Source organism: Pseudophaeobacter arcticus DSM 23566, from assembly GCF_000473205.1.
GTDB classification, from domain to species: domain Bacteria; phylum Pseudomonadota; class Alphaproteobacteria; order Rhodobacterales; family Rhodobacteraceae; genus Pseudophaeobacter; species Pseudophaeobacter arcticus.
This window is the reverse complement of sequence record NZ_KI421507.1, coordinates 3,914,816-3,936,668: the sequence shown is the minus strand read 5'-3', so window position 1 is coordinate 3,936,668 and position 21,853 is coordinate 3,914,816. Positions and strand designations below refer to the sequence as shown.

Genomic DNA, 21,853 nt, shown 5'->3' with positions numbered 1-21,853 from the left:
TTCTGACCCGCATTTTGGCCTAGCCTAGTCTAGCCGCAGCCACCGGTGTGCAAACAATGCTGACCATGCGTCAAGCATGCCTCTCTGATGCTGACGAAAGACCACAGGACAAACACCGGTGAAACATTCCCAAAGAGTGGACCAAATCGTCCGGTCTGGCCGGGGCAAAGCAAAAGCCATGGCCTGCTTTGCCCGCCCTTGGGTTAGACCTTCACCCGGTCCGATTTTGGGTCATACATCGGTTTGAGCGAAGCCTCGGCCTGTACCCGCACCCCCATGACCTCAATCTCATAGTTGGAGGCCAGCACCTCCGCTGCCGTCTCGCCCTCGCAGGGCACATAGCCCATGCCAATGGCCGCCCCCAGGGTGTGGCCATAGTTGCCTGAGCAGATATAGCCAACGATCTCACCATCGCGAATGAGCGGCTCATTGTGATAGAGCAGCGGCGCGGGGTCACTCAGTTTGAACTGCAAGAGCCGCGCCTTGGGGCCGGTTTCCTTACGCTCGAGCACCGCGTTGCGGCCAATGAAGGCTGGTTTGTCGGTTTTCACCGCAAAGCCCAGCCCCGCATCAATCACATGATCTTCGCAGGTGATGTCATGGCCAAAGTGGCGAAAGCCCTTCTCGATCCGGCAACTGTCCATCATATGCATACCGCAAAGCTTCAGCCCCATGTCCTGACCGGCGGCGTGCAGGGTCTCAAAGGCATGGCCTGCCATGTCCGCGCTCACGTAGATCTCCCAGCCCAGCTCCCCCACATAGGTGACCCGGTGCACCCGGGCCAGCCCCATGCCCAGCTCGATCTCCTGCGCGGTGCCAAAGGGATTCGCCGCGTTTGAGAAATCATTGGGAGAGACACGCTCCAGCAGCTTGCGGGCATTCGGCCCCATCACCGCCAAGACGCCTTCGCCTGCCGTGACATCGGTGATGACCACGCGATGACCACCGAGATGACGCATCATCCAGGTCTGATCCGCCAGGCGGGTCGCCGCCGGGGTCACCACCAGATAGGCGGTTTCAGAGAGGCGGGTAACGGTGACATCGGCCTCGATGCCGCCCCGCGCGTTGAGGAACTGAGTATAGACGATTTTACCCGCAGGCACCGAAAGGTTGCCACCGCAGACATAGTTCAAAAAGGCCTCAGCATCAGGCCCTTCGACCCGCAGTTTGCCAAAGGAGGACATGTCATACATGCCGATGTTTTCGCGTATAGCCCGGTGTTCGGCGGCCGCGTTTTCAAACCAGTTCTGACGCTTCCAGCTGTATTCATACTCCGGCTTCTGGCCCGCATTGGCGAACCAGTTGGCGCGCTCCCAGCCGCCCAGCTCCCCCATCACCGCACCCTGTTCTTTCAGATGGTGATGGAACGGCGTTCGGCGCACCCCCCGTGCGGTGGCCTTTTGCCGATAGGGAAAGTGATCTGCATAAAGCAACCCCAGCGTCTCTTTGGAGCGTTCAAACAGGTAGTGTTTGTTGCCCTGAAAGGGCTGCATCCGCGAGATGTCCACATCGCCCAGGTCAAAGGGTTTCTGCCCCTCATCCATCCACTGCGCCAGCGCCATGCCGGCACCGCCAGCCGATTGAATGCCAATGGAGTTAAAGCCCGCCGCGACCCAGAAATTATCCATCTCGGGCGCCAGGCCCAGATGATAGGCGTCATCGGGAGTAAAGCTCTCAGGCCCGTTAAAGAAGGTGTGGATCCCGGCCTCGGCCAGCATCGGCATCCGGTTGCAGGCGTTTTCCAAGATCGGCTCAAAATGGTCAAAATCCTCCGGCAGCTGGTCAAATTCAAAACTGTCCGGGATGCCTGTCATCGCCCAGGGTTTGGCATTGGGTTCAAAAGCGCCCAGCAGCATCTTGCCCGCATCTTCCTTGTAGTAGGCGCATTCATCCGGCACCCGCAGCACCGGCATCTGGGTCAGGCCCTTGATGGCTTCGGTGACAATGTAGAAGTGTTCGCAGGCATGCAGCGGCACATTGACCCCCGCCATACGGCCAACCTCGTGGCCCCACATGCCAGCACAGTTCACCACCATATCAGCAGAGATATGGCCCTGATCCGCGCCATCGTCGCTGATCCAATCAACGCCCGTCACCCGGCGGCCAGTCTTTGACAGGCCGGTGACCTTGATGCGTTCCCTGATCATGGCGCCACGCTGACGGGCGCCCTTGGCCAGCGCCAGGGCAATATTGCCGGGATCGCCCTGACCGTCCTTGGGCAGCCAGACGCCGGCCGTCACGCCGCCAATGTTGAGATGTTCATATTTCGCCTTCACCTCTTCGGGGGAGATTTCTTCGACATCAACGCCAAAGGCCCGCGCCATACCGGCCTGGCGGAAAATCTCTTCGCGGCGTTCCTCCGTCAGGGCCACGGTGATCGACCCGCAGCGTTTAAAGCCGGTGGCGACACCGGTTTCCTGTTCCAGACCGCCATAAAGCTCTTGGCTGTATTTGGCCAATTTGGTCATATTGGCGGTGGCGCGCAGCTGGGCGATCAGACCGGCGGCATGCCAGGTGGTGCCGGAGGTGAGCTGCTTGCGCTCGAGCAGGACCACGTCTTTCCAGCCCAGTTTGGTCAGATGATAGGCAACTGAGCAGCCAATAACGCCGCCCCCGATAATGACCACGCGGGCCTGTGTAGGAAGTTCGCTCATGTCAGCACTCCAAGAGAAACAGGGGTGTCCCTGATTACCACTGCCACCTGATTACCACCGTCAGCCGTCACAAAATGTACCAAATACGTCAGACAGCTTTGGCTATTCTCCGACTTTCAAAAAACTCAACGGCTGATCCGTCCCCAGGCGGCGGCGTTTGCGCAGCACAAAGGGGGTGATCCCAAAGATTGATTTGTACAGCGTGGAAAACCCATTCTGAAACCCACAGGCGAGGCCAATTTCGCGCACAGTCATGGTGGTGTTCAGCAACAGGTTATTGGCCTTGTTCAGCCGCATTTCGCGGTAAAACCCATTTGGTGTGGCGGCCAGATAGGTCCTGAACTTGCGTTCCAGCGAGCGGGTCGAAATCCCCAGCTCGGTCACGATCTCGCCAATGGGCATTGGCTCTTCGATATTGGCCTGCATCAGGCGAATGGCATGGTCCAGATCCCCGTCGCCGGTGATTGTCGGCTTGGCCCCGGAAAAGGGCTGCAACGAAGAAAAGTCCCGCACCTGTTCATGCAGCATGATATTGGCCACGCTCATCTGTGTCGCCGCAGAGGTAAGTCGGCCAATCAACGCCAGCACAATATCGGTGGTGGCCCCCATTCCCGCACAGGTGACAATTGGGCCATCCTCGCTGGCCAGCGCGTGGCTGGACTCGAACAATCCCTGACGTTCACGCAGCAGCGCCGCATTTTCCCAATGGGTGGCCCCTGCCCTGCCCTGATCTTTGAGGTAGCGCGCCGCGGCCTCAGCCAACAGATAGACCTGCGCGCCCCGGCTGGTGTAGCTTTGCAGCACCCGGCCCAGGGACAGCGCCGGATGATCCGGGTCGGTGTTGCCCAGAACAAAGGCAAAATCCGCGTCGGGGCGATCAACATAGGGGTCGGTATTGACCAGCAGACCCGCCCGGCAGGACAGCTGCCCCCCCCGGGCTGAGCGGATGCAGATCCGAAACGGCGGTTGCGCCAGCACCCGGTTGGCGATGCGCAGCGTCTCTGCCACCGCCGACATTTCTGTCAGCACAAAGCCGTCGGCCAGCAGAATATCCACCGTCCAGACGCGCGTCAGCGAGGTCTCGGCGCCTGCTCCCTTTTGCTGTGTCATGCCACGCCTCCCGAGTTTCCATATCTCTGGTTAGATGATCTCGTGTCCGGTCTCGCGCAGCTGGCGGGCCACCTCGGCAATATGGGCGGGGCCAACTTCGCAGCAGCCGCCCACAATTGTAGCCCCCATGGCGACCCAACCCATCACAAATTCCGCATATTCAACCGGTCCCAGGTCCCGCCGTTGCTCCAAGGCGTCTACGGTCGGGGCCTCTTGCAGAAACCCATCGGTGATGCCGACAAACCCATTGGCATAGGCGCCAAACGGCAGGCCAAAGCTCTTGATGATCTCCAACCCGGCACCAATCACCTCGGGGCGGGAGCAGTTGATCAGCACCGCTGCAGGCTGGAACTCTGCGATCAGCGGCGCCAAATCCTGCAGGGCCTCCCCCGAGCGCAGGCGGCTGCCGTCATCGTCCTTCACAGAGACGGCCAGCCAGACCGGCCTGTCTGTCTCCAAACAGCCCATCAGGGCGCCACGCGCCTGTGCGACCGACGAGGCGGTTTCAATCAGAAACAAATCCGCCTTGTCTTTGGTCAGGTGGACCAGTTCCGCAAACAGCCGCTTTGCCTCTTGCAGCGGGATTTTCAAATCGGGTCGATAGCTGGCCCCCAGTGGTCCCAAGGCAACGGCGATACGTCCCGATCCATGGGCATCCCGTGCGGCCTTGGCCTGCGCCATGGCAATGTCCAGCAACGCTTCAAAGCGGTCTTCCAGCCCAGCGCGCACCAGGCGATCCCGGTGCACAGCGTAGGTATTGGCGGTGGCAATGGTCGCCCCGGCAGCAAAATAGTCGCTGTGAACCGCACCGACCAAATCCGGCTGGTCCATCATCACCGAGGTCGACCAAAGCGGCGTTGGCCGATCCCCGGAGCGTTTGACAATTCCCTGGCCAATCGAACCATCCAACAGGGTAATCTGCATGAGCGTCTTCTCTTTTATGATATCAGGACCAGATTACCGGACCCGCCAGGCCCCGTGAGGAAACAGCCAACAGTCCGGTTAACAGCCCGGCCAACAGTGTATCAAACATTGCCTCGCCTTTCGGGTCTTTCGCAAGCCAGCATTGGCAATCAGGCGCGCAGCCTTGCGTTGGTGGGATCCCACAGGGGTTGATCGTCTTGGACCACGGCGCGGCATTTCTCACCGTAGATTTCCACCTCAACCTCGGTGCCCGGCACCGCCAGATCGCGGCGCAAAGTGCCCAGCGCAATCGAGGCATTGACGCGATACCCATAGTCGCCACTGGTTGTCTCACCGACAATCTCCCCATCTTTCCAGATGCAGGACATATAGGGCGCATCGGCATCGCCTGCCTCCACAACCAAAGTCACAAAGATCTTCTTTGGCCCCTGCTGCAACTCATTGCGGATCGCTTCCTTGCCGGGGAAGTCCTGTGGCTTGTCGAGTTTGACAAACCGGCCCAAGCCCCCTTCGAGCAGGGTAAAATCGGTGGAAAGATCGCCTTTCCAGCTGCGATAGCCCTTTTCGATCCGCAGGGAGTTCAGCGCATACATGCCAAAGGGTTTGGCACCACCTGTCAGCAGCGCATCATAGATCGCCGCCTGATGGGCATTGGCGCAATGCACCTCCCAGCCCAGCTCACCCGCATAGGACACCCGCGCCAATAGGGCCGGTTGACCAGCAACCCTGGCGGTCTGGTGGGTCAGCCAGCCAAGGGACAGATCAGCGTCAGAGATCCCGGCAAACAGCGCCCGCGATTGAGGGCCGGTGACGATCATGGTGGCAAAATCAGAGGTCCGGTCGCTCAGCGAGATCGCCGCTGGCAGCGCCTTTTTCAGCACATCAAAATCGTGCCACTGGGCCGATCCTGCGGTGATCATGGTAAAGTGATCCTCAGCGTGACGCAGACAGGACATTTCGGTCAGGATGCGGCCGCGATCATCGGAAAAATACACCAGGTTCATCCGCCCCACCTTGGGCAACCCGCCAGTGACCAGGCCACGCAGGAATTCTGCCGCGCCCTCACCTTCGAGATTGAAGCGCGAAAAGCCCGGCAGATCGAGCACGCCAACTCCATCCCGCACCGCTTCGCATTCTTCCCGGATGCGTTGCTGCCAGGGGCCGGACCGACCCCAGGTCTGGGTGGCCTCTTCGGAGGTATCGTCGCCTGCCTTGGCAAACCAATTGGCACGCTCCCAGCCGTTATAGGCCCCCATCTGACCACCCATCTGCTTGATTTGGTCGTGCACCTGGCTGATCTTTTTATCACGGGCAGCAGGCCATTCGTGATGCGGGAAGTGCATGGCATATTCGTTGCCGTAGACTTCCATGCCTTTCTGGTCGCAATAGTCCTGATCGGTATAATCGGTGTAGCGGCGCGGATCGACCGACCACATGTCCCATTCGGTCTGACCATCCACGATCCATTCCGCCAGAACCTTGCCAGCGCCACCGCCCTGGGCGATACCAAAGGTAAAGACGCAGGCCTCAAAGGCATTGTCGACACCGGGCATTGGGCCAAGCAGTGGCAGGCCATCGGGCGCATAGGGGATTGGGCCATTGATAACGCTGGAGACCCCAGATGTCGCCATCAGCGGCACCCGCTCCATGGCATCGGTAACGATATCCTCGATCCGGTCCAGATCATCCTGCCAAAGCTGGAAGGAGAAATCCTCCGGCATCTGGTCGTCATCCGTCATCCAGTGACCCCGGCAGTTGGGCTCATAGGGGCCGAGGTTATAGCCGTTCTTTTCCTGTCGCAGATAATAAGACACATCCACGTCGCGGATCAGCGGCAGTTTCTTACCGGTCTCTTTGACATGGGCCTCGATCTCATCGATCTGCTCGGTCAGCAGATATTGGTGCGACATCACCATCATTGGCACTGTACGCCCGCCATAGGGCTTGAAGAATTCGCCAACGCGCTGGGCGTAATAGCCCGCAGCATTGACCACATAGTCACATTCAATGTCGCCCTTCCCGGTGTGTACAATCCAGGTCTTGTCTGCCTTCTGGGTCACGCCGGTGGCGGGACAAAAGCGGATGATCCTGGCCCCCATGTCCCGCGCGCCCTTGGCCAGGGCTTGGGTCACCTGTGCGGGGTCGATGTCGCCATCGCTTGGATCCCATAGTACCCCTGCCAGATCATGGGTCTCAAGGAACGGGTAATGCGCCTTGGCCTCTTCCGGCGTCCAGATCTCCATCTCGATGCCCTGGTAGCGCCCCATGGAACAGGCGCGCTCAAACTCCTGCATGCGTTCTTTGCTATGGGCCAGACGGATTGACCCGGTCTGGTGATAGTTCATCGGGTAATCGACCTCTTCGCCAAGGCGGGCATAAAGCTCGGTCGAATAGCGCTGCATGTTCATGATCGACCAGGAGGTCGAAAAGGTTGGCACATTGCCCGCCGCATGCCAGGTGGAGCCCGCCGTCAGCTCGTTCTTTTCCAAAAGCACACAATCGCTCCAGCCCTTCTTGGCCAGATGATAAAGACCAGAGGCGCCAATCACGCCGCCGCCGATAATGACCACACGGGCCTTGGTTGGAAAATCAGACATGTTTGCTCCCTGGCCTTAGTCTTTTTGTAAAACGCCATCGGCGATCTCGTAGAAATCGCCCTTGTCACGCACGAAGATATGTTTCTCGATCCTCAGCCCAGTGGGCGCCTCAACAGCGCCAAGGGCAAAGCTTATGGTGTCCTCGTCATGGGCTTTCCAGAACAGGGAGGAGCCACAACGCCCACAAAATCCCCGTTTGGCCTGCGGGCTGGCTTCAAACCAGCAAACCGGGCCAGTAATCGTCAGCGCGCCGGCCCTGACATAGGCCGAAGACCAGATACCGCCGGATTGCTTGCGGCACTGGCCGCAATGGCACATCGAGGCCCCCTGTGGCTCTGCCGCAGTCTCAAACCGAATATCCCCGCACAGGCAGGATCCTCTGGTCACATGATCCGTCATCACATCCCCTCCACTTGTGGCGTGCTGCTGGCACCAAGAAGCACACCGTAAATAATAAAACACAGCGCCAGACCCCGGCGGATCCAGATGTTGAACACCGCCTTCAGCGCCGCCTTGCCCATCATCATTCCCAGCAGGGTAAAACCGGTATAGCTGAGCGTGGTCAGCACCAGCGCAGTGGGCATGATCACCCCCATCTGCTGCCAGATCGGCACATCCGGCTGCACAAATTGGGAAAAGGCGGCAAGATAGCCAGCCACGCTTTTGGGATTGATCACCGCCACCGCCAGGGCATGGAGATAGACATGGCGTGCGGGACGCTCCACCGCCGGAGTTGGCGTGCTGGCATTGCGCCAGTTGCGCAGACCCAGAAAGATCAAAAACGCTGCGCCGACAAGTTTGGCGATAAAAAATCCGGTTGGCGACGCGGCTATCAAAGCCGTCACCCCCAGTGCCGAGAGCACCAGAAACAACACCGCCTGGGTCAGAATCGCCAGCACCCCAAGCAGCGCCTTGGAAAAGCGCAAGCTCATGCCGTTGCTGATACAATTCACCGCATTTGGCCCCGGAGTGGTCACAAAGACCACCCAAAACACCACAAATATGGTCCAGGCCTCAAAACTCATCGTTCAATAGACCGGCGGCGCGATCACCCAGACCGCAATGGCCGGCTCATCGTAGGGGTTGGCCCACTGGTAAGGCTGATGTTTGATGCGAAAACTGTCGCCAGGCCCAACCGTAAAGGGCTTTGCATCAATCAAAAGATCAAGCCGACCCGAGATCATATAGCCCACTTCCTGCGTCGGACGGTCTGCCGGTTGCTGCATCTTGGAATGGGGTCGAAAAGTAGAATGCACCATCTCAAAATCATCGGTCAGATCCGGAGAGAGCAGCTCTTCGATCAGCCCCTCCTCGCCAGACCCCATGGGCCGCCGTGATCCCGCCCGAACAATATAGCCGTGTTCATGCGCCGGGGCACCCGAATGGGCAAAAAGCATCGACATCGGCACGCCCAGACAACGCGCCAGTTGCCGCAGATCCGAAATCGAAGGCTCCGACAGATCCCGCTCCACCTGGCTTAACCATCCAACCGATTTATCCAGCCTTCCCGCGATATCAGTCAGTGTCCGCCCACGCGCTTTGCGCAGGGCACGAATATCTGCACCCAAAGTAGCAGATTGCGGGGCTTGGCTGGTCACGCCTGACATCTCCATTTGCAATTGTCTTGTGAAATTTTCACCTACTTTTTCACGATGTGCCGGTTTTGTGAAATTTTCAAGGTTTTTTTCACTTCATCTTGCGCCCTACGCAGCGCCAGGCGCCGCCAGAACATGCCGCGCCACAGACCCTTTGCCTTTCACCTTTCCAAAATACCTTGGGGTGAGGCCGCAGGCCGAGGGGCAAAGCCCCTCCTGCCTCACCTACCCCTCACGCCTTGCCAAACACCTGCTGCAAAATCGCAGAGAGGTGGTGCAGATCATCCTGGGTAAAGGCATTTGGTTGGTCACTGTCGATATCAAGAACCGCTATCAACTGCCCCGCAGCATTCCACACCGGTATCACCACCTCAGAACGCGTTGAAGAGGCACAGGCGATATGTCCGGGGAAGGCGTCGACATCCGCAACCAGCTGTGCCTCGCCGCTGCGTGCCGCCGCACCGCAGACTCCGCGGGAAAACGGAATTTGCAGGCAGCCATGCCCGCCTTGATAGGGGCCGATCTTCAAGAGGTCAGGTGCGACAACCCGGTAAAACCCTGTCCAGTCAAATCGTTCATCGCTGTGATGCAGCTCGCAGGCGACAGTGGCCATCAGCGCCACAGTGTCATCCTCACCCTCGGTCAGGGCTGCAACTGTCTTGGACAAGGTTTTATAATCCACAGCCATGTCACCGTCCTTTAAAAGCAGAAGAGGGGGCTTTCTGCCCCCTCTTGCCCCTCCGGGTCAATTCACCCCCGAGGATATTTTTAGCCAAATGAAAATTAGACCAATTCGATGGCAATGGCAGTGCCTTCGCCGCCACCAATGCAGATCGCTGCAATCCCCCGCTTGAGACCCCGCTTTTCCAGAGCGTTCAAAAGCGTCACGATGATACGCGCGCCCGAAGCGCCAATGGGATGACCCAGTGCGCAGGCGCCACCGTTTACATTGACCTTGTCGCGGCTGATGCCCATCTCATGCATGAAGGCCATTGGGACCACAGCGAAGGCCTCGTTTACCTCCCAGAGATCGACATCCTCTACATTCCAGCCAATTGCATCGAGAAGTTTTTTGGCGGCAGGAACCGGCGCAGTGGTGAACCAGCCCGGCGCCTGGGCATGGCTGGCATGACCCAGAATGCGGGCCCGCATGGTGAGGCCCTGGGCGATTGCCGCCTCTTCTGAGGCCAAAACCAATGCGGCAGCCCCATCCGAAATTGACGAGGCATTGGCGGCTGTCACGGTTCCGCCCTTGCGGAAGGCCGGTTTCAGCGTTGGGATCTTTTCGGGGCGGGCATTGCCGGGCTGCTCGTCTGCGGCGCTTGTGGTTTCGCCCCTGCGTGTTTTGATCGTAACACTGGCGATTTCATCTGCAAAGGCACCGCTCTGTTGTGCAGCCAGGGCATTGGAGAGCGACTTCAGCGCATATTCATCCTGTGCTTCGCGGCTGAATTGGTAGTGTTCGGCGCAGTCCTCAGCAAAGGTGCCCATCAGGCGGCCTTTGTCATAGGCATCTTCCAGACCGTCGAGGAACATGTGGTCGATGACCTGGCCATGTCCGATTCGAGCGCCACCGCGCTGATTTGGCAGCAGGTAGGGCGCATTTGTCATGCTCTCCATACCGCCAGCGACAACCGTGTCGGTTTGTCCCAGGGCGATCTGGTCATAGGCGATCATTGCGGCCTTCATCCCCGAACCACACATCTTGTTGAGGGTGGTTGCCGGAACCTCTTCACCAAGTCCGGCGGCAAAACCTGCCTGCCGTGCGGGGGCCTGGCCCTGCCCAGCAGGCAAAACACAGCCCATCAGAACCTCGTCAACCGTCTTGGCCCCTGCCCCTTCCAGCGCCGCCTTGATGGCAACCCCGCCCAGTACGGACGCAGGCAGGGTCTCAAAGACACCCTGGAATCCACCCATAGGAGTTCGCGCCGCACCGGCAATCACTACATTTTTCATCAGATCTTCCTCCAATCGTCGCCAATAAACATACTGAATGCTAAGGATTGAGGTCTAGACTGGTATAAATACGTTGAGACAACTTCCTGGGGGATCACTATGAGCCTGACAAGTACAGAGGCCAATGGTGCACAGATTGTGACTGTAAATGCGGATCGCATCGATGCAGCCATGGCCATTCAATTCAAAGAAGACATGCGGTCGGAGACCGAAAGCGGACCTGATCGCGTCATTCTGGATCTGTCATTGGTGCAGTTCATCGATTCCAGCGGACTGGGCGCCATTGTTGCCGCAATGAAGCAATTGGGGCGGGACCGTCGTCTGGATCTGGCTGGCCCCACACCGATGGTTGAAAAAGTATTTCGCCTGACGCGCATGGATACAATTTTCAATCTCTACGCCTCTTTGAATGACGCCGTCAGTGCAAACAAACCCTGAGTTCTGTCCAACCTACCGCATAGGGGCGGGAAGCGAGAAATGAATGGCTGAGACTTTTGCATGTTCGTTCAAAGCAACCGAACAAGGCGCTAGATCCTGTATCTCGGCGGTGATGCAAGGGCTGCGAGATATTGATTTGCCCCTGGACCGGGCCGGTGATGTGCAAATTGCCCTGGCAGAGGCTGTAAACAATATCGTAGAGCACGCCTATTTTGACATCGAAGACGGCGAGATCTCTATCCAGTGCGATCTGTCACCGGAGGAACTGCAAATTCGCATCAGCGATACCGGCCCGCCACTCCCCGACGGCCAGCTGCCCGTCGGCCTGCCCGCTGATATCAGTGGCCCCTTGGAGACGCTGCCCGAGGGGGGCTTTGGCTGGCATCTTATCCGCGAACTAACCTGTCGCCTGCATTACGAAAGACAGGCTGGCAGCAACCAACTGTCGTTGTTTTTTGATATGCCGACCAAGCAAACTTAGCTGATGAGGCCCACAAGGGGGCCTTGGCCAAGTCGAGTGATTCACGGTGCAATCAACGCCGTAAAAGCGCCGCATTTCCGGCGCAGTCTCGCCTCAGGTCTCATGTATTGATTAACGCGTAGCTGTCATAGCTTCTCCTGGCGTCGGACATCTAAGCCCCCACCGATTGTGCGACGCCAGGGACACTCTGCCCGCGGACCTCCTCAAATCGTCGAACCTGTGGCGCTGCGTATCATCCGCAGCGGTTTTGCCCCCTTGGACCAGGCCCCACAAGCGCGGCAGAAAATTTCATTGTCATTTCAATCAGGATCACTACCTTGCCGGGCAACCCAACAGGAGTGGTCAATGCGCGACTTTCAATCCCCCGGACGCTCTGCCGTCTTTGCCCAGAACGGTCTCTGTGCGACCTCTCACCCGCTGGCGGCTGGCGCAGCAATTGATGTGCTAAGACGCGGTGGAAACGCCATGGATGCCGCCATTGCCGGGGCTGTTCTGCTGGGGATATGCGAGCCACAAATGACCGGAATTGGCGGCGATTGCTTTGTGCTCTTTTCGCGCGGTGGCAGCGATGAGATCCAGGCCGTAAATGGATCGGGGCGGGCACCGGCCGCAGCCTCGGCCCAGGCACTGCGGGATCAGGGCCTGACCAACGTCCCTTTGAAAAGCGCCGATGCGGTCACCATTCCCACCGCGATCGAAACCTTTTGCCATCTCGCAGAAACCGAAGGCAAACTGGGCCTGGATGCCCTGCTTGCCCCGGCCATCCACTATGCAGAGACAGGCGTCCCGGTTGCACCACGTGTTGCCTTTGACTGGGCAAATAGCGCCGACACGCTGCAGGGCTCGGCCCGCGGGACCTACCTTTTTGATGGCAAGGCTCCGAAGGTTGGCCAGATCTTTCGCGCCCCCGGTCAGGCCGAAGTCCTGCGCCGCATCGCCAGGGATGGCCGTGATGCCTTTTACACCGGTGAAATCGCCGAAGACATGGTTGCGACACTTCAGGCCGCGGGGGGCCTGCACCAGGTCGCAGATTTTGCAACCGCAGCCTGCGACCGGGTCACCCCTGTTTCCGCCGCCTACAAAGGGATTGATCTGGTTGAGCACCCACCCAACGGTCAGGGGGCAACTGCCTTGCTGATGCTCAATATCCTATCACATTTTGACATCGCGGCCCTGGACCCTCTTGGCGCTCAGCGCGCCCATATCGAGGCCGAGGCCGCCAAGCTGGCCTATGATGCGCGCAATCGGTTCCTCGCTGACCCCGCACATATGCAGCGGCTCGACCATATGCTGGCACCCGAAACCGCCAGCCGCCTTGCTGCGCTGATCGACCCAAAACGCGCCATGCCCGCAGCCGCTCCGCTTACCGAAGCCATCCATAAGGACACCATCTATATCACCGTGGTGGACAGGGATCAGATGTCGGTCTCGCTGATCTACTCGATCTTTCATGGCTTTGGCTCGGGGATTGCCTCAGACAAATTTGGCATCCTGCTGCAAAACCGGGGGGCCGGCTTTACCCTTCAGCAGGGTCATCCAAACGAGCTGGCGGGCGGCAAGCGCCCGATGCACACCATCATCCCCGGCATGCTGCGCCAAAAGGGCCGCGTGATGATGCCCTTTGGCGTGATGGGCGGGGCTTACCAGCCCAATGGCCATGCCCGTTTTGTGTCAAACCTGCAGGACTTTGGCATGGATGCCCAAACCGCCATTGATAGCCCGCGCAGCTTTTCGGATGGCGGTATGCTCAACCTCGAGCGTGGCTACAGTGACCAGGTTCGCCAGGAGTTGAGCGACCTGGGCCACAGGGTCCAGACCCCAACCACGGCCATTGGCGGTGCCCAGAGTATCAGGATCCACGCAGATGGCCTGCTGGAAGGCGCCAGCGATCCGCGCAAGGATGGCTGCGCCCTCGGCTATTAGGCCTCTGGCTGCCAATCAGAAGACTATCGAGGGAACGCACCCGCGCCGGACCTTTTTTGGTCCGGCGCCAGGCCCAACGCTTGTCAGGCTGGCGCAGCCAGATCTGCAACAAGGGGCGGGAGCCCCACCCTGGCAGAGGGGACTGCCAGTCAAAGTTTCAACTGCGCGTGATAAAATACGGGGGGGGCTCAGTTGAGCTGATACTGCAAGGCGTAGGCCGCCCCATCAAACCGGTCAAACATCTCTGGCAAATCAGGGTGGCTGATTGGTTCACCGGAATAATCCGCAACCAGATTCTGCTCCGAGACATAGGCCACATAGTAGGTCTGATCATTCTCTGCCAGCAGATGATAGAACGGCTGGTTCTTCACCGGCCGACTTTCCTCGGGAATGGATTCATACCACTCTTCCGTGTTCTCGAACTCTGGATCGACATCAAAGACCACACCGCGAAACGGGTGTTTTCGGTGACGGACGACCTGTCCCAAATTGTATTTTGCGCGTGTTCTTAGCATTGGCAGACTGTCTCCGTGACTTGTTACTAACGTAAAACGCTGGCAGATGTCCAACTGTTGAAGCAAATTTTCGAGGAAACAGTCTGTGAACCTGGCCGTAACAGTGCTTGAAATTACCGCCCCCGTTTTCCTGCTTGCCGGGGTCGGTTTTGCCTGGGTCAAGCTCGGGTTTGAATACCGCATTCAGTTTGTCACCCGGCTGGCCATGACCCTTGCAGTGCCGGCACTGATCTTCACCGCGCTGATGAAAACCGAGCTCGACAAGTCTGCGCTCGGGCTCTTTGTCGTCGCTGCCATTTTAGGCCATTTGCTGCTGGCTCTGGTTGGAGCAGTGTTGATCAAAACAGGGGGCCTGAACCGGCAAACCTATTTGGCACCTTTCATTTTTGGCAATACCGGCAATCTCGGCATCCCCCTGGCGCTGTTTGCTTTTGGCGAGGCTGGCCTCGGCTATGCGGTGGCCATGTTGGCCGTATCGGCGGTATTGTCCTTTACCCTCGGCCTGTCCTTGGTGGCGGGCAAGGGTGGCGGCGGCAAGGCCCTGCGCGAGCCGATGGTCTGGGCCACATTGCTGGGCGCGCTCTTTCTGTGGCAGGATTGGCAGACCCCTCGGTTTTTGACCAATGCGCTGGACCTCATTGGCCAGATGGCCATTCCCATCATGCTGATAACACTGGGCGTGGCCATCGCCCGGTTGACGCCGGGGAAAACCGGGCTGGCGGTTTTGCTGTCTTTGGCCAAGCTTTGCGCCAGCGTGGCCATTGGCTGGGGATTGGGATGGGCCTTTGGCCTCGACGAGATCGCCTTTGGCGTGTTGGTGCTACAACTGGCCACCCCCGTTGCCGTCACCTCCTATCTGCTGGCCGAAAAATTCGGCGCCGACGCAGAGGCAGTTGCCGGGCTTGTGGTGGTCTCGACCCTGATGGCGATTGCTGCCCTGCCGCTGGTGCTGTCACTTTTGATTGATTTGTGATTTTCACGGATGCCCAAACACGCTAGAATGGCAAAAAAACATAACAATAGGCAGAGGCAATGAGCAGAATCATCGTCGTACTCGCCCTTCTTCTGGTCGTCGCATCCTGCGGAGGTGGTCCCAATACGCCCCCCCGCAATCTGGAAAACGCGTGCGCTATCATCAAGGAGCGGCCCAAATACCTGAACGCCTTTCGCGCCACCGAGCGCCGCTGGGGCGTGCCCATCCATGTGCAAATGGCCACCATCCATCAAGAGAGCGCCTTCCGTGGCAATGCCCGTACCCCGCATAAATACCTGCTGGGAGTAATCCCCATGGGGCGGCAATCCAGTGCCTATGGCTATGGCCAGGCCCTGGACGCCACCTGGGCTGATTACAAACGCGATACCGGGCGGCACCGGGCCAGGCGCGACCGGATTGAGGATGCCGCCGATTTTATGGGTTGGTATATGAACACCAGTCTGGAGAAAAACGGCATCCAGCTTTATGACGCGCGCAACCAGTATCTGGCCTATCACGACGGTCACACGGGTTTTGCTCGCGGGACCTACAAGTCAAAAACCTGGCTGCTGCGGGTCGCCAGCAAGGTCGAGGCCCGCTCGCAGATGTACCAGGCCCAGCTTGCCACCTGCCGCCGCGCCCGCTGACCCTCTCAAACACTAAGCCGCCGTTCTCCGGACTGCAGAGAATGGCGGCTTAGCGCCCACTTTAGTGGGCCATCATTTCGGCTGCGATCTCTGCTCCGCTCAACGCGGCTGGGAAATATGTCGGCCAATTGGTAACTTCTGTCAGCAATTCAGCGCGATCATCACCCCAGTAAAGATGATAGTGGTCAGCCTTGGTTGGCGCAATCTTGTGGTCGCTGAACTGAATGAACCGAGGCGCAGCTTCGTCGCCGCCCGATTTTTCAAAAATGAAGCGCACACCTTGATTGCCGGATTCATAGGTCAGGATTTCATATCCATCTTCCGCGTACTGCCCCTGTACGGGCTGGCCGTCCCGGAAGAACGTCACGCTGGAACCGTCTATCAAGATACGCTCCACATCTGTTTTGTAGCCGAGCTCGTAGTAGGCACGGTACTCCTCAGCGGTCTTTTCTCCATTTTCGGCTTTGTGGTCCATGACAGCATCCAAAGTGCCGTCTTGCAGGAGTGGGTAAAGTGACTGCCAGTCGCCCACCCAGTCTGACAGGCTGCGGGCTTGCACTGCAGCCGCGTCGACCAGGGATGGCCCCACGTCCTTATGGGAGTGTGTATGGGTGTCTGTCGTGGTGGAATTTGCCGCTGTTTGGGCCATTGCCTGCGTCGACGTTACGATCAGCGCGCCAAGTGCAATGACGCCAACGCGTTTGAGAATTGTCTGTTTCATGGGAAGGTTCCTGCCTTTGCTGTATATTATGATATATCATAACACATCGATCATCTATCTTTCCCTGATGAACTTGGCAAGACGCACTGTCACCTAACCGCCAAGATTAAGCCCGCTCCTCACTGAACACTTGAAAACACTCATTGCCCTCGCCGGAGCAAATGTCGGAAATGTCCTGCGATTTCAACGGGTCGCTGCTAGGGTGAATTTCCACCACCACCGGAGCTGAACAGGGTTGAGGGCAAACGCATCCCCGTTTCCAACGCACCAAGGATCACCGTGGTCTTGCCCCCGGCCCCGTCATGCACCACCCATTTACGCAGCTCTACCGGTTCGTCCGTGAACATCAGCTCCAGACTGCCGTAGTCGGGGTTTTCCGGATCCTGAGCCTGCACCACGGTCGAGGTGCCGTCAAAGCCGTGGCCGACAACCATATTGGCCTGATCCAGATCGACCCGCTTGGCCAGGATGATCGACAGCGGCGTGCGCTTCAGCGGGAAGGTTTCGGGAGGTTGGTTCGATTTGGGATCATGGATCCGCACAGACCCCGACCCGGCCACAACAGTACCCCCATCCGTCCCGTCATATTCAAACCGCATCCGGCCCGGACGGTGCAGATACAGCTTACCCGTGGTCAGCGATCCATCATCATTGATCTGGGTAAAGCTCGCCGTTGCGGTCTTCATCTCGTTTAGATAGCCGGAAATCTCAGCCAGGCTCAGCTTACCCTCAGCCCAGGCCAGGGTGCCGGACATCGAAGCAGTGACGCCCAGCGCCAGGACATAAAGAAGTTTTTTCATAAGAGTTAGATAAGCCTTGAAGCGTAAAAGAAAAGAGGTCGCCCCATATACGGGCCGACCTCGCGATTTCTTGCTTAGAGCACGTCGGTTTTCACCCAGCCTTACTGTTCCGGCACCAGAATTTCCCGTTTGCCCACGTGGTTGGCCGGGGAGACCAGCCCCTCGTCCTCCATCTGCTCCACCAGCCGGGCGGCCTTGTTATAGCCGATGGCCAGCTTGCGCTGAATGTAAGAGGTCGAACACTTGCGGTCTTTGATCACGATCTGCACCGCTGAATCATAAAGCGCATCTTCGCCCGTGGTGTTGCCGCCGGTATTCAGCCCCAGAACCGCGTCGATGTTTTCGGCCTTGTCGTCATCCGGGCCCTCCACCACGCCGCCCATATATTCAGGCGGACCAAACTGTTTCAGGTGGTTCACCACCTCTTCGACCTCTTCATCCGACACAAAGGGCCCATGGCAGCGGGTAATTTTGGCGCCGCCCGCCATATAAAGCATATCGCCCATGCCAAGCAGCTGTTCAGCCCCCATTTCACCCAGAATCGTGCGGCTGTCGATTTTGGAGGTCACCTGGAAGGAAATCCGGGTGGGGAAGTTGGCCTTGATCGTGCCGGTGATCACATCCACCGAAGGACGCTGTGTGGCCATGATCAAATGGATCCCAGAGGCCCGCGCCATCTGCGCCAGACGCTGGATGCAGGCTTCGATTTCCTTGCCCGCCACCATCATCAGATCAGCCATCTCGTCAACGATAACCACGATATAGGGCAGCGCCTCGGGGGCGAATTCATCCGTCTCGAACACGGGCTCGCCGGTGTCATCGTCAAACCCGGTCTGCACGGTGCGGCTGAACATTTCGCCCTTGGCCAGCGCTTCCTTCACGCGGCCATTGTAGCCGGCAATGTTGCGCACACCCATCTTGGACATCTTGCGGTAGCGATCTTCCATCTCGCCCACCACCCATTTCAGGGCAACAACCGCCTTTTTCGGATCGGTCACAACCGGCGAAAGCAGATGCGGGATGCCGTCATAGACGCTCAGTTCCAACATCTTTGGATCAATCATGATCAGGCGGCATTCATCCGGTGACAGCTTATACAGCAGCGACAGGATCATGGTGTTGATTGCCACCGATTTACCAGAACCCGTGGTCCCCGCGATCAGCAAGTGAGGCATCTTGGCCAGATCGGCCACCATGGATGACCCACCAATATCCTTGCCGAGCGCCAGCGGCAGGTTCTGCGTTCCATCGCCATAATCCCGGCTCGACAGGATTTCGCGGAAATTCACCATCTCGCGCTTTTCATTGGGCAGTTCGATGCCGATGACCGTGCGCCCAGGCACGGTAGACACCCGCGCCGACAGCGCCGACATCGACCGGGCAATATCATCCGACAGACCAATCACGCGGCTGGCCTTAAGACCCGGCGCCGGTTCCAGCTCATACATGGTGACAACAGGACCGGGGCGCACCGAGACGATCTCACCTTTGACGCCATAGTCATCCAGAACCACTTCCAGCATCCGGGCGTTTTCTTCCAGGGCTTCGTCGCTCAGATGGTGGCGCTCGACCCCGCTGGGATGGCTGAGCAACGACAGCGGCGGCAGTTCAAACTCAAAGGCGTTTTCTTCAAAGGCCAGATCCGGCTGCGCCTCGGCCTTGGCCCGTGCTGAGGGCTGTACAGGCTTGCGCTGCGGCTGCTCGACCACCGCCTTGCGCGGGGTGGCAACAGGCAGATCAAAGTCAGCCGGCACTGGCGTCTTCTGGGCATCACCGGATTTTGGCGCTGTGCCAAATTCCCGGTTGATGACCCGGCCAGCAGGCAGATCTTCTGAAGCAACCCGGTCCGGCGCCAGCTCAGAGGGCAGGCCCACCGGCTCCATCGGCGCGGTCTCAGCTGCGTATTGCTCCGGTGCGGGCTCTGCGTACACAGATCCGGTCTCAACAGCTGTTGCCTCATAGCCCTGCATCGCTGGCATATCTGGGGCAGAGGGCACAAATGCCGCCACAGGTGCTGCGGCGCCCGGCGCTGCAGGAATGGAGTGCGTCGCGGTCAGCGGCGGCTCGGGGGGCAGATCAGCGGCGGCGGCATTGGGGTTGAACAGCAAAGGCTCAGCCCGTTTGCCACGTCCCTTGGTCAGAGGCAGATCCGGGTCATGGGGAACAGCCTGGCCAGCCGCGCGGCGGATGCGCACAGCGCTGGCGATCTTTTCCGAAATACGCGCGTCACCCGACAGAAGCGATTCACCGGATTGGGCATTTTCAACCAACTCGGGCTCGGGCATCTGATCGGAGATATCTTCCGGAGTAGAGCGGCGCATCAGGCCCGGCACACGGGAAAACAGGCCCGCCTTTTCGGGCTTTTCCACCACATAATCATCTTCAAGCACCCCCGCATCAACATCACTGCCTTGCGGATAGCTCTCAAACATCTGCGCGCCACTGTCCTCGGCGATCCAGGCCTCCTCTTCGGCCTGCAATTTGGCGGCACGACGTTGGTCGCGCAGGGCCATCGCGGCCTGAAAACCGCTGGTGGCGCCGCGCCCCAGCAGGCTGGCAATGCCACCATAGATCAACACAAAGCCCAGGGTCAGATAACGACCGGCGCGATTGATCTCGCTGCGGCTGAACCCGGCAACAAAGGCCCCAAGGGACAACATGCCAATGGCCATCAGCAGCGACATCAGCTTCACCGCAAAATGCGAACTGACCGGTAGAAGCGTCAGCAAGGCCCCCATCACGGTATCGCCAAACAGGCCGCCCAGCCCAAAGCTATGGGTGGTTTTCCAATCGGCCTCGGGCACCAGCGTCGCGGCATAGATCGAGGCCACCGCCAACAGAACCGGCGCAAAGATCATCCGGCCAAGCACCCGGTCCTCGCCACTATGGAGCAAAAAGCGCAGCCCCCAGGCCAGCGGCGTCAGTGCCAGGCTCCAGGCCGCCCAGCCCACAATCAGGAACAACGGTGCCGCAATCGAGGCCCCAGGGCGCCCCAGCCAATTCTGCACCGGCGCATCGGTAGAGACCATCCAATTGGGGTCATCCGGCGTGTAGGACCCAACCATCGCAGCCACAAGCAGACCAAGCGTGATCAGAAAGATCCCAATCAGCTCCTTGCCACGCTTTTCGATCGCCGCCTGCATCGAACTGTCTAGCAGGGGGTCCCTGCTGCGGGTTTGAAATGCCATGCCTACCTCGGTTCATTGTTGCCGATGTGCCCTGATTGTACCACAGGATTGGATCATCGGTCTGTCTTTCGTATTGGCGAGGCCCCCCTAAACCAGGAGGCCATCGCAGTCAGTCAATTGTCGTATAGACAGCGCCGCAGCTTGGTCAGCGCCTCCCGTGTCACCTCGGGCGCGGCCACCAGTGCCACCCGGATATAGCCCTTACCGGGGTTCTCATCACCACTGCCCTGGGCCAGATAGGCCCCCGGCAACACCCGCACGCCGGTCTGCTGCCACAGCTTCGACGCTGCGGCTTCGCCATCGGCAACGGGCAGCCACAGGAAAAAGCCGGCATTGGGAGAGACGTATCCGTCCAGCCCGGCAAAGACCTCATCTGCGATATTGTATTTCTCAACGTAAAGCGCCCGGTTTTCCACCACATGGGTCTCATCCGCCCAGACCTTTGCCGCAGCCGCCTGCAACGGCCCCGGAAGCGGCGCTCCGGAATAGGCCCGCAGCTGCTTGACCCGTTTGATATTCTCCGGCCCGCTGGCAATCAGACCAGAGCGCAGCCCCGGCAGGTTTGAGCGTTTGGAAAGCGAATTGAACAGCACCACCCGCTCCGGGTTCGCGCCCATCTCCTGTGCCACGGAAAGGGCCCCAAGCGGCGGCGCGTCGCGGTAGATCTCGCTGTAACATTCATCAGCGAAGATATAAAAATCATGTTTTTCAGCCAGGGTGATCAGGCGCTGCCAATAGGCTCGATCCGCCACCGCGCCCTGGGGGTTGGCAGGGGAGCAAATATAGGCAATCGCGGTGCGCTGCAGCAGTTCAGCCGGCAGGCTTTCATAATCTGGCAAATGACCCGTTGCGGCACTGGCGGGCAGAAACACAGGCTCAGCCGCAACCGACAGGCTGGCCACCATATAGACCTGATAAAACGGGTTCGGGATCAGAATCGCCGGTGTTTCACCATTCTTCTGCTCAGGACACAGCGCCATCGCGGCATTATACAGCCCCTCGCGGGTCCCATTCAGCGCCATGACCTGCGTCGCAGGATCCATAGCGACGCCGTAGCGGTTGGAAATCCAGCCTGCCATCGCGCCGCGCAGATCATCAGAACCATCGTTGGGCGGATAGCTGTTAAAGCCAGCCGCGTTTTCAACGATGACATCCGTCACCCACTGGGGGAATTGGTGTTTTGGCTCGCCAATGGTCATATGCACCACATCGCCGCCAGGCGCGTGATGGTCCAAAAGCGCCCGCAGACGCGGAAACGCATAGGCTGGCAGGTTCGCAAACCGCTCAGGGAAATTCATAGCTGTGCCTCAACTTCGGGATCATTCGCGCCC

Annotated in this window: 19 protein-coding genes; 5 read left to right on the top strand and 14 right to left on the bottom strand. The window is 59.0% G+C overall.

Going from position 1 to position 21,853, the window contains the following annotated elements:
• Positions 1-203 precede the first annotated feature (203 nt).
• The 9 genes from ARCT_RS0123525 to ARCT_RS0123480 form a co-directional block, all read right to left on the bottom strand.
• Positions 204-2,654, bottom strand: coding sequence for a GcvT family protein (locus ARCT_RS0123525; protein ID WP_027242290.1), 2,451 nt, complete (start codon positions 2,652-2,654; stop codon positions 204-206).
• Positions 2,655-2,756: 102 nt separating this feature from the next.
• A complete protein-coding gene (locus tag ARCT_RS0123520) occupies positions 2,757-3,764 on the bottom strand; it encodes a GlxA family transcriptional regulator (protein ID WP_027242289.1) in 1,008 nt (335 codons plus the stop codon).
• A gap of 30 nt (positions 3,765-3,794) precedes the next feature.
• Positions 3,795-4,688, bottom strand: a complete 894-nt coding sequence (locus ARCT_RS0123515; protein WP_027242288.1) for a homocysteine S-methyltransferase family protein — start codon at positions 4,686-4,688, stop codon at positions 3,795-3,797.
• 149 nt (positions 4,689-4,837) lie between these two features.
• Positions 4,838-7,285, bottom strand: coding sequence for a GcvT family protein (locus ARCT_RS0123510; RefSeq protein ID WP_027242287.1), 2,448 nt, complete (start codon positions 7,283-7,285; stop codon positions 4,838-4,840).
• 15 nt (positions 7,286-7,300) lie between these two features.
• Positions 7,301-7,684, bottom strand: a complete 384-nt coding sequence (locus ARCT_RS0123505; protein WP_036785373.1) for a GFA family protein — start codon at positions 7,682-7,684, stop codon at positions 7,301-7,303.
• A complete protein-coding gene (locus ARCT_RS0123500; RefSeq protein ID WP_027242285.1) occupies positions 7,684-8,310 on the bottom strand; it encodes a LysE family translocator in 627 nt (208 codons plus the stop codon). Before ARCT_RS0123500 ends, ARCT_RS0123505 begins: the two co-directional genes overlap by 1 nt.
• Positions 8,311-8,313: 3 nt before the next feature.
• Entirely contained in the window at positions 8,314-8,883 is a 570-nt protein-coding gene (locus tag ARCT_RS0123495; protein WP_027242284.1) for a helix-turn-helix domain-containing protein, read from the bottom strand.
• 229 nt (positions 8,884-9,112) lie between these two features.
• A complete protein-coding gene (locus tag ARCT_RS0123485) occupies positions 9,113-9,568 on the bottom strand; it encodes a GAF domain-containing protein (protein WP_027242283.1) in 456 nt (151 codons plus the stop codon).
• 95 nt (positions 9,569-9,663) lie between these two features.
• Positions 9,664-10,836 (bottom strand): acetyl-CoA C-acyltransferase, encoded by a 1,173-nt coding sequence (locus ARCT_RS0123480; protein ID WP_027242282.1) that lies wholly within the window; start codon positions 10,834-10,836, stop codon positions 9,664-9,666.
• Positions 10,837-10,935: 99 nt separating this feature from the next.
• Between ARCT_RS0123480 and ARCT_RS0123475 the strand changes: the two genes are divergently transcribed.
• The 3 genes from ARCT_RS0123475 to ARCT_RS0123465 all read left to right on the top strand — a co-directional run bounded on the left by ARCT_RS0123475 (position 10,936) and on the right by ARCT_RS0123465 (position 13,678).
• Positions 10,936-11,274 (top strand): STAS domain-containing protein, encoded by a 339-nt coding sequence (locus tag ARCT_RS0123475; protein ID WP_027242281.1) that lies wholly within the window; start codon positions 10,936-10,938, stop codon positions 11,272-11,274.
• A gap of 43 nt (positions 11,275-11,317) precedes the next feature.
• Entirely contained in the window at positions 11,318-11,755 is a 438-nt protein-coding gene (locus ARCT_RS0123470) for an ATP-binding protein (protein ID WP_027242280.1), read from the top strand.
• A 345-nt stretch (positions 11,756-12,100) separates the two neighbouring features.
• The gene (locus tag ARCT_RS0123465; RefSeq protein ID WP_027242279.1) at positions 12,101-13,678 is read left to right on the top strand and encodes a gamma-glutamyltransferase family protein; all 1,578 of its coding nucleotides are present in this window, start codon (positions 12,101-12,103) and stop codon (positions 13,676-13,678) included.
• A 188-nt stretch (positions 13,679-13,866) separates the two neighbouring features.
• On the opposite strand, the gene hspQ is transcribed toward ARCT_RS0123465, so the two are convergent.
• Entirely contained in the window at positions 13,867-14,193 is a 327-nt protein-coding gene (gene hspQ, locus ARCT_RS0123460) for a heat shock protein HspQ (protein ID WP_027242278.1), read from the bottom strand.
• Between the two features lie 85 nt (positions 14,194-14,278).
• Between hspQ and ARCT_RS0123455 the strand changes: the two genes are divergently transcribed.
• Positions 14,279-15,166 (top strand): AEC family transporter, encoded by an 888-nt coding sequence (locus ARCT_RS0123455; protein WP_027242277.1) that lies wholly within the window; start codon positions 14,279-14,281, stop codon positions 15,164-15,166.
• Between the two features lie 59 nt (positions 15,167-15,225).
• Positions 15,226-15,813, top strand: a complete 588-nt coding sequence (locus ARCT_RS0123450) for a transglycosylase SLT domain-containing protein (RefSeq protein WP_027242276.1) — start codon at positions 15,226-15,228, stop codon at positions 15,811-15,813.
• Positions 15,814-15,874: 61 nt separating this feature from the next.
• On the opposite strand, the gene ARCT_RS0123445 is transcribed toward ARCT_RS0123450, so the two are convergent.
• The 4 genes from ARCT_RS0123445 to ARCT_RS0123430 all read right to left on the bottom strand — a co-directional run bounded on the left by ARCT_RS0123445 (position 15,875) and on the right by ARCT_RS0123430 (position 21,820).
• Positions 15,875-16,534, bottom strand: a complete 660-nt coding sequence (locus ARCT_RS0123445; RefSeq protein ID WP_027242275.1) for a metal-binding protein ZinT — start codon at positions 16,532-16,534, stop codon at positions 15,875-15,877.
• A gap of 197 nt (positions 16,535-16,731) precedes the next feature.
• A complete protein-coding gene (locus ARCT_RS0123440) occupies positions 16,732-17,334 on the bottom strand; it encodes a LolA family protein (RefSeq protein ID WP_027242274.1) in 603 nt (200 codons plus the stop codon).
• A gap of 101 nt (positions 17,335-17,435) precedes the next feature.
• Positions 17,436-20,522, bottom strand: a complete 3,087-nt coding sequence (locus ARCT_RS0123435; RefSeq protein WP_027242273.1) for a DNA translocase FtsK — start codon at positions 20,520-20,522, stop codon at positions 17,436-17,438.
• A gap of 113 nt (positions 20,523-20,635) precedes the next feature.
• Positions 20,636-21,820, bottom strand: a complete 1,185-nt coding sequence (locus ARCT_RS0123430) for an aminotransferase class I/II-fold pyridoxal phosphate-dependent enzyme (protein WP_027242272.1) — start codon at positions 21,818-21,820, stop codon at positions 20,636-20,638.
• Between the last annotated feature and the right edge of the window lie 33 nt (positions 21,821-21,853).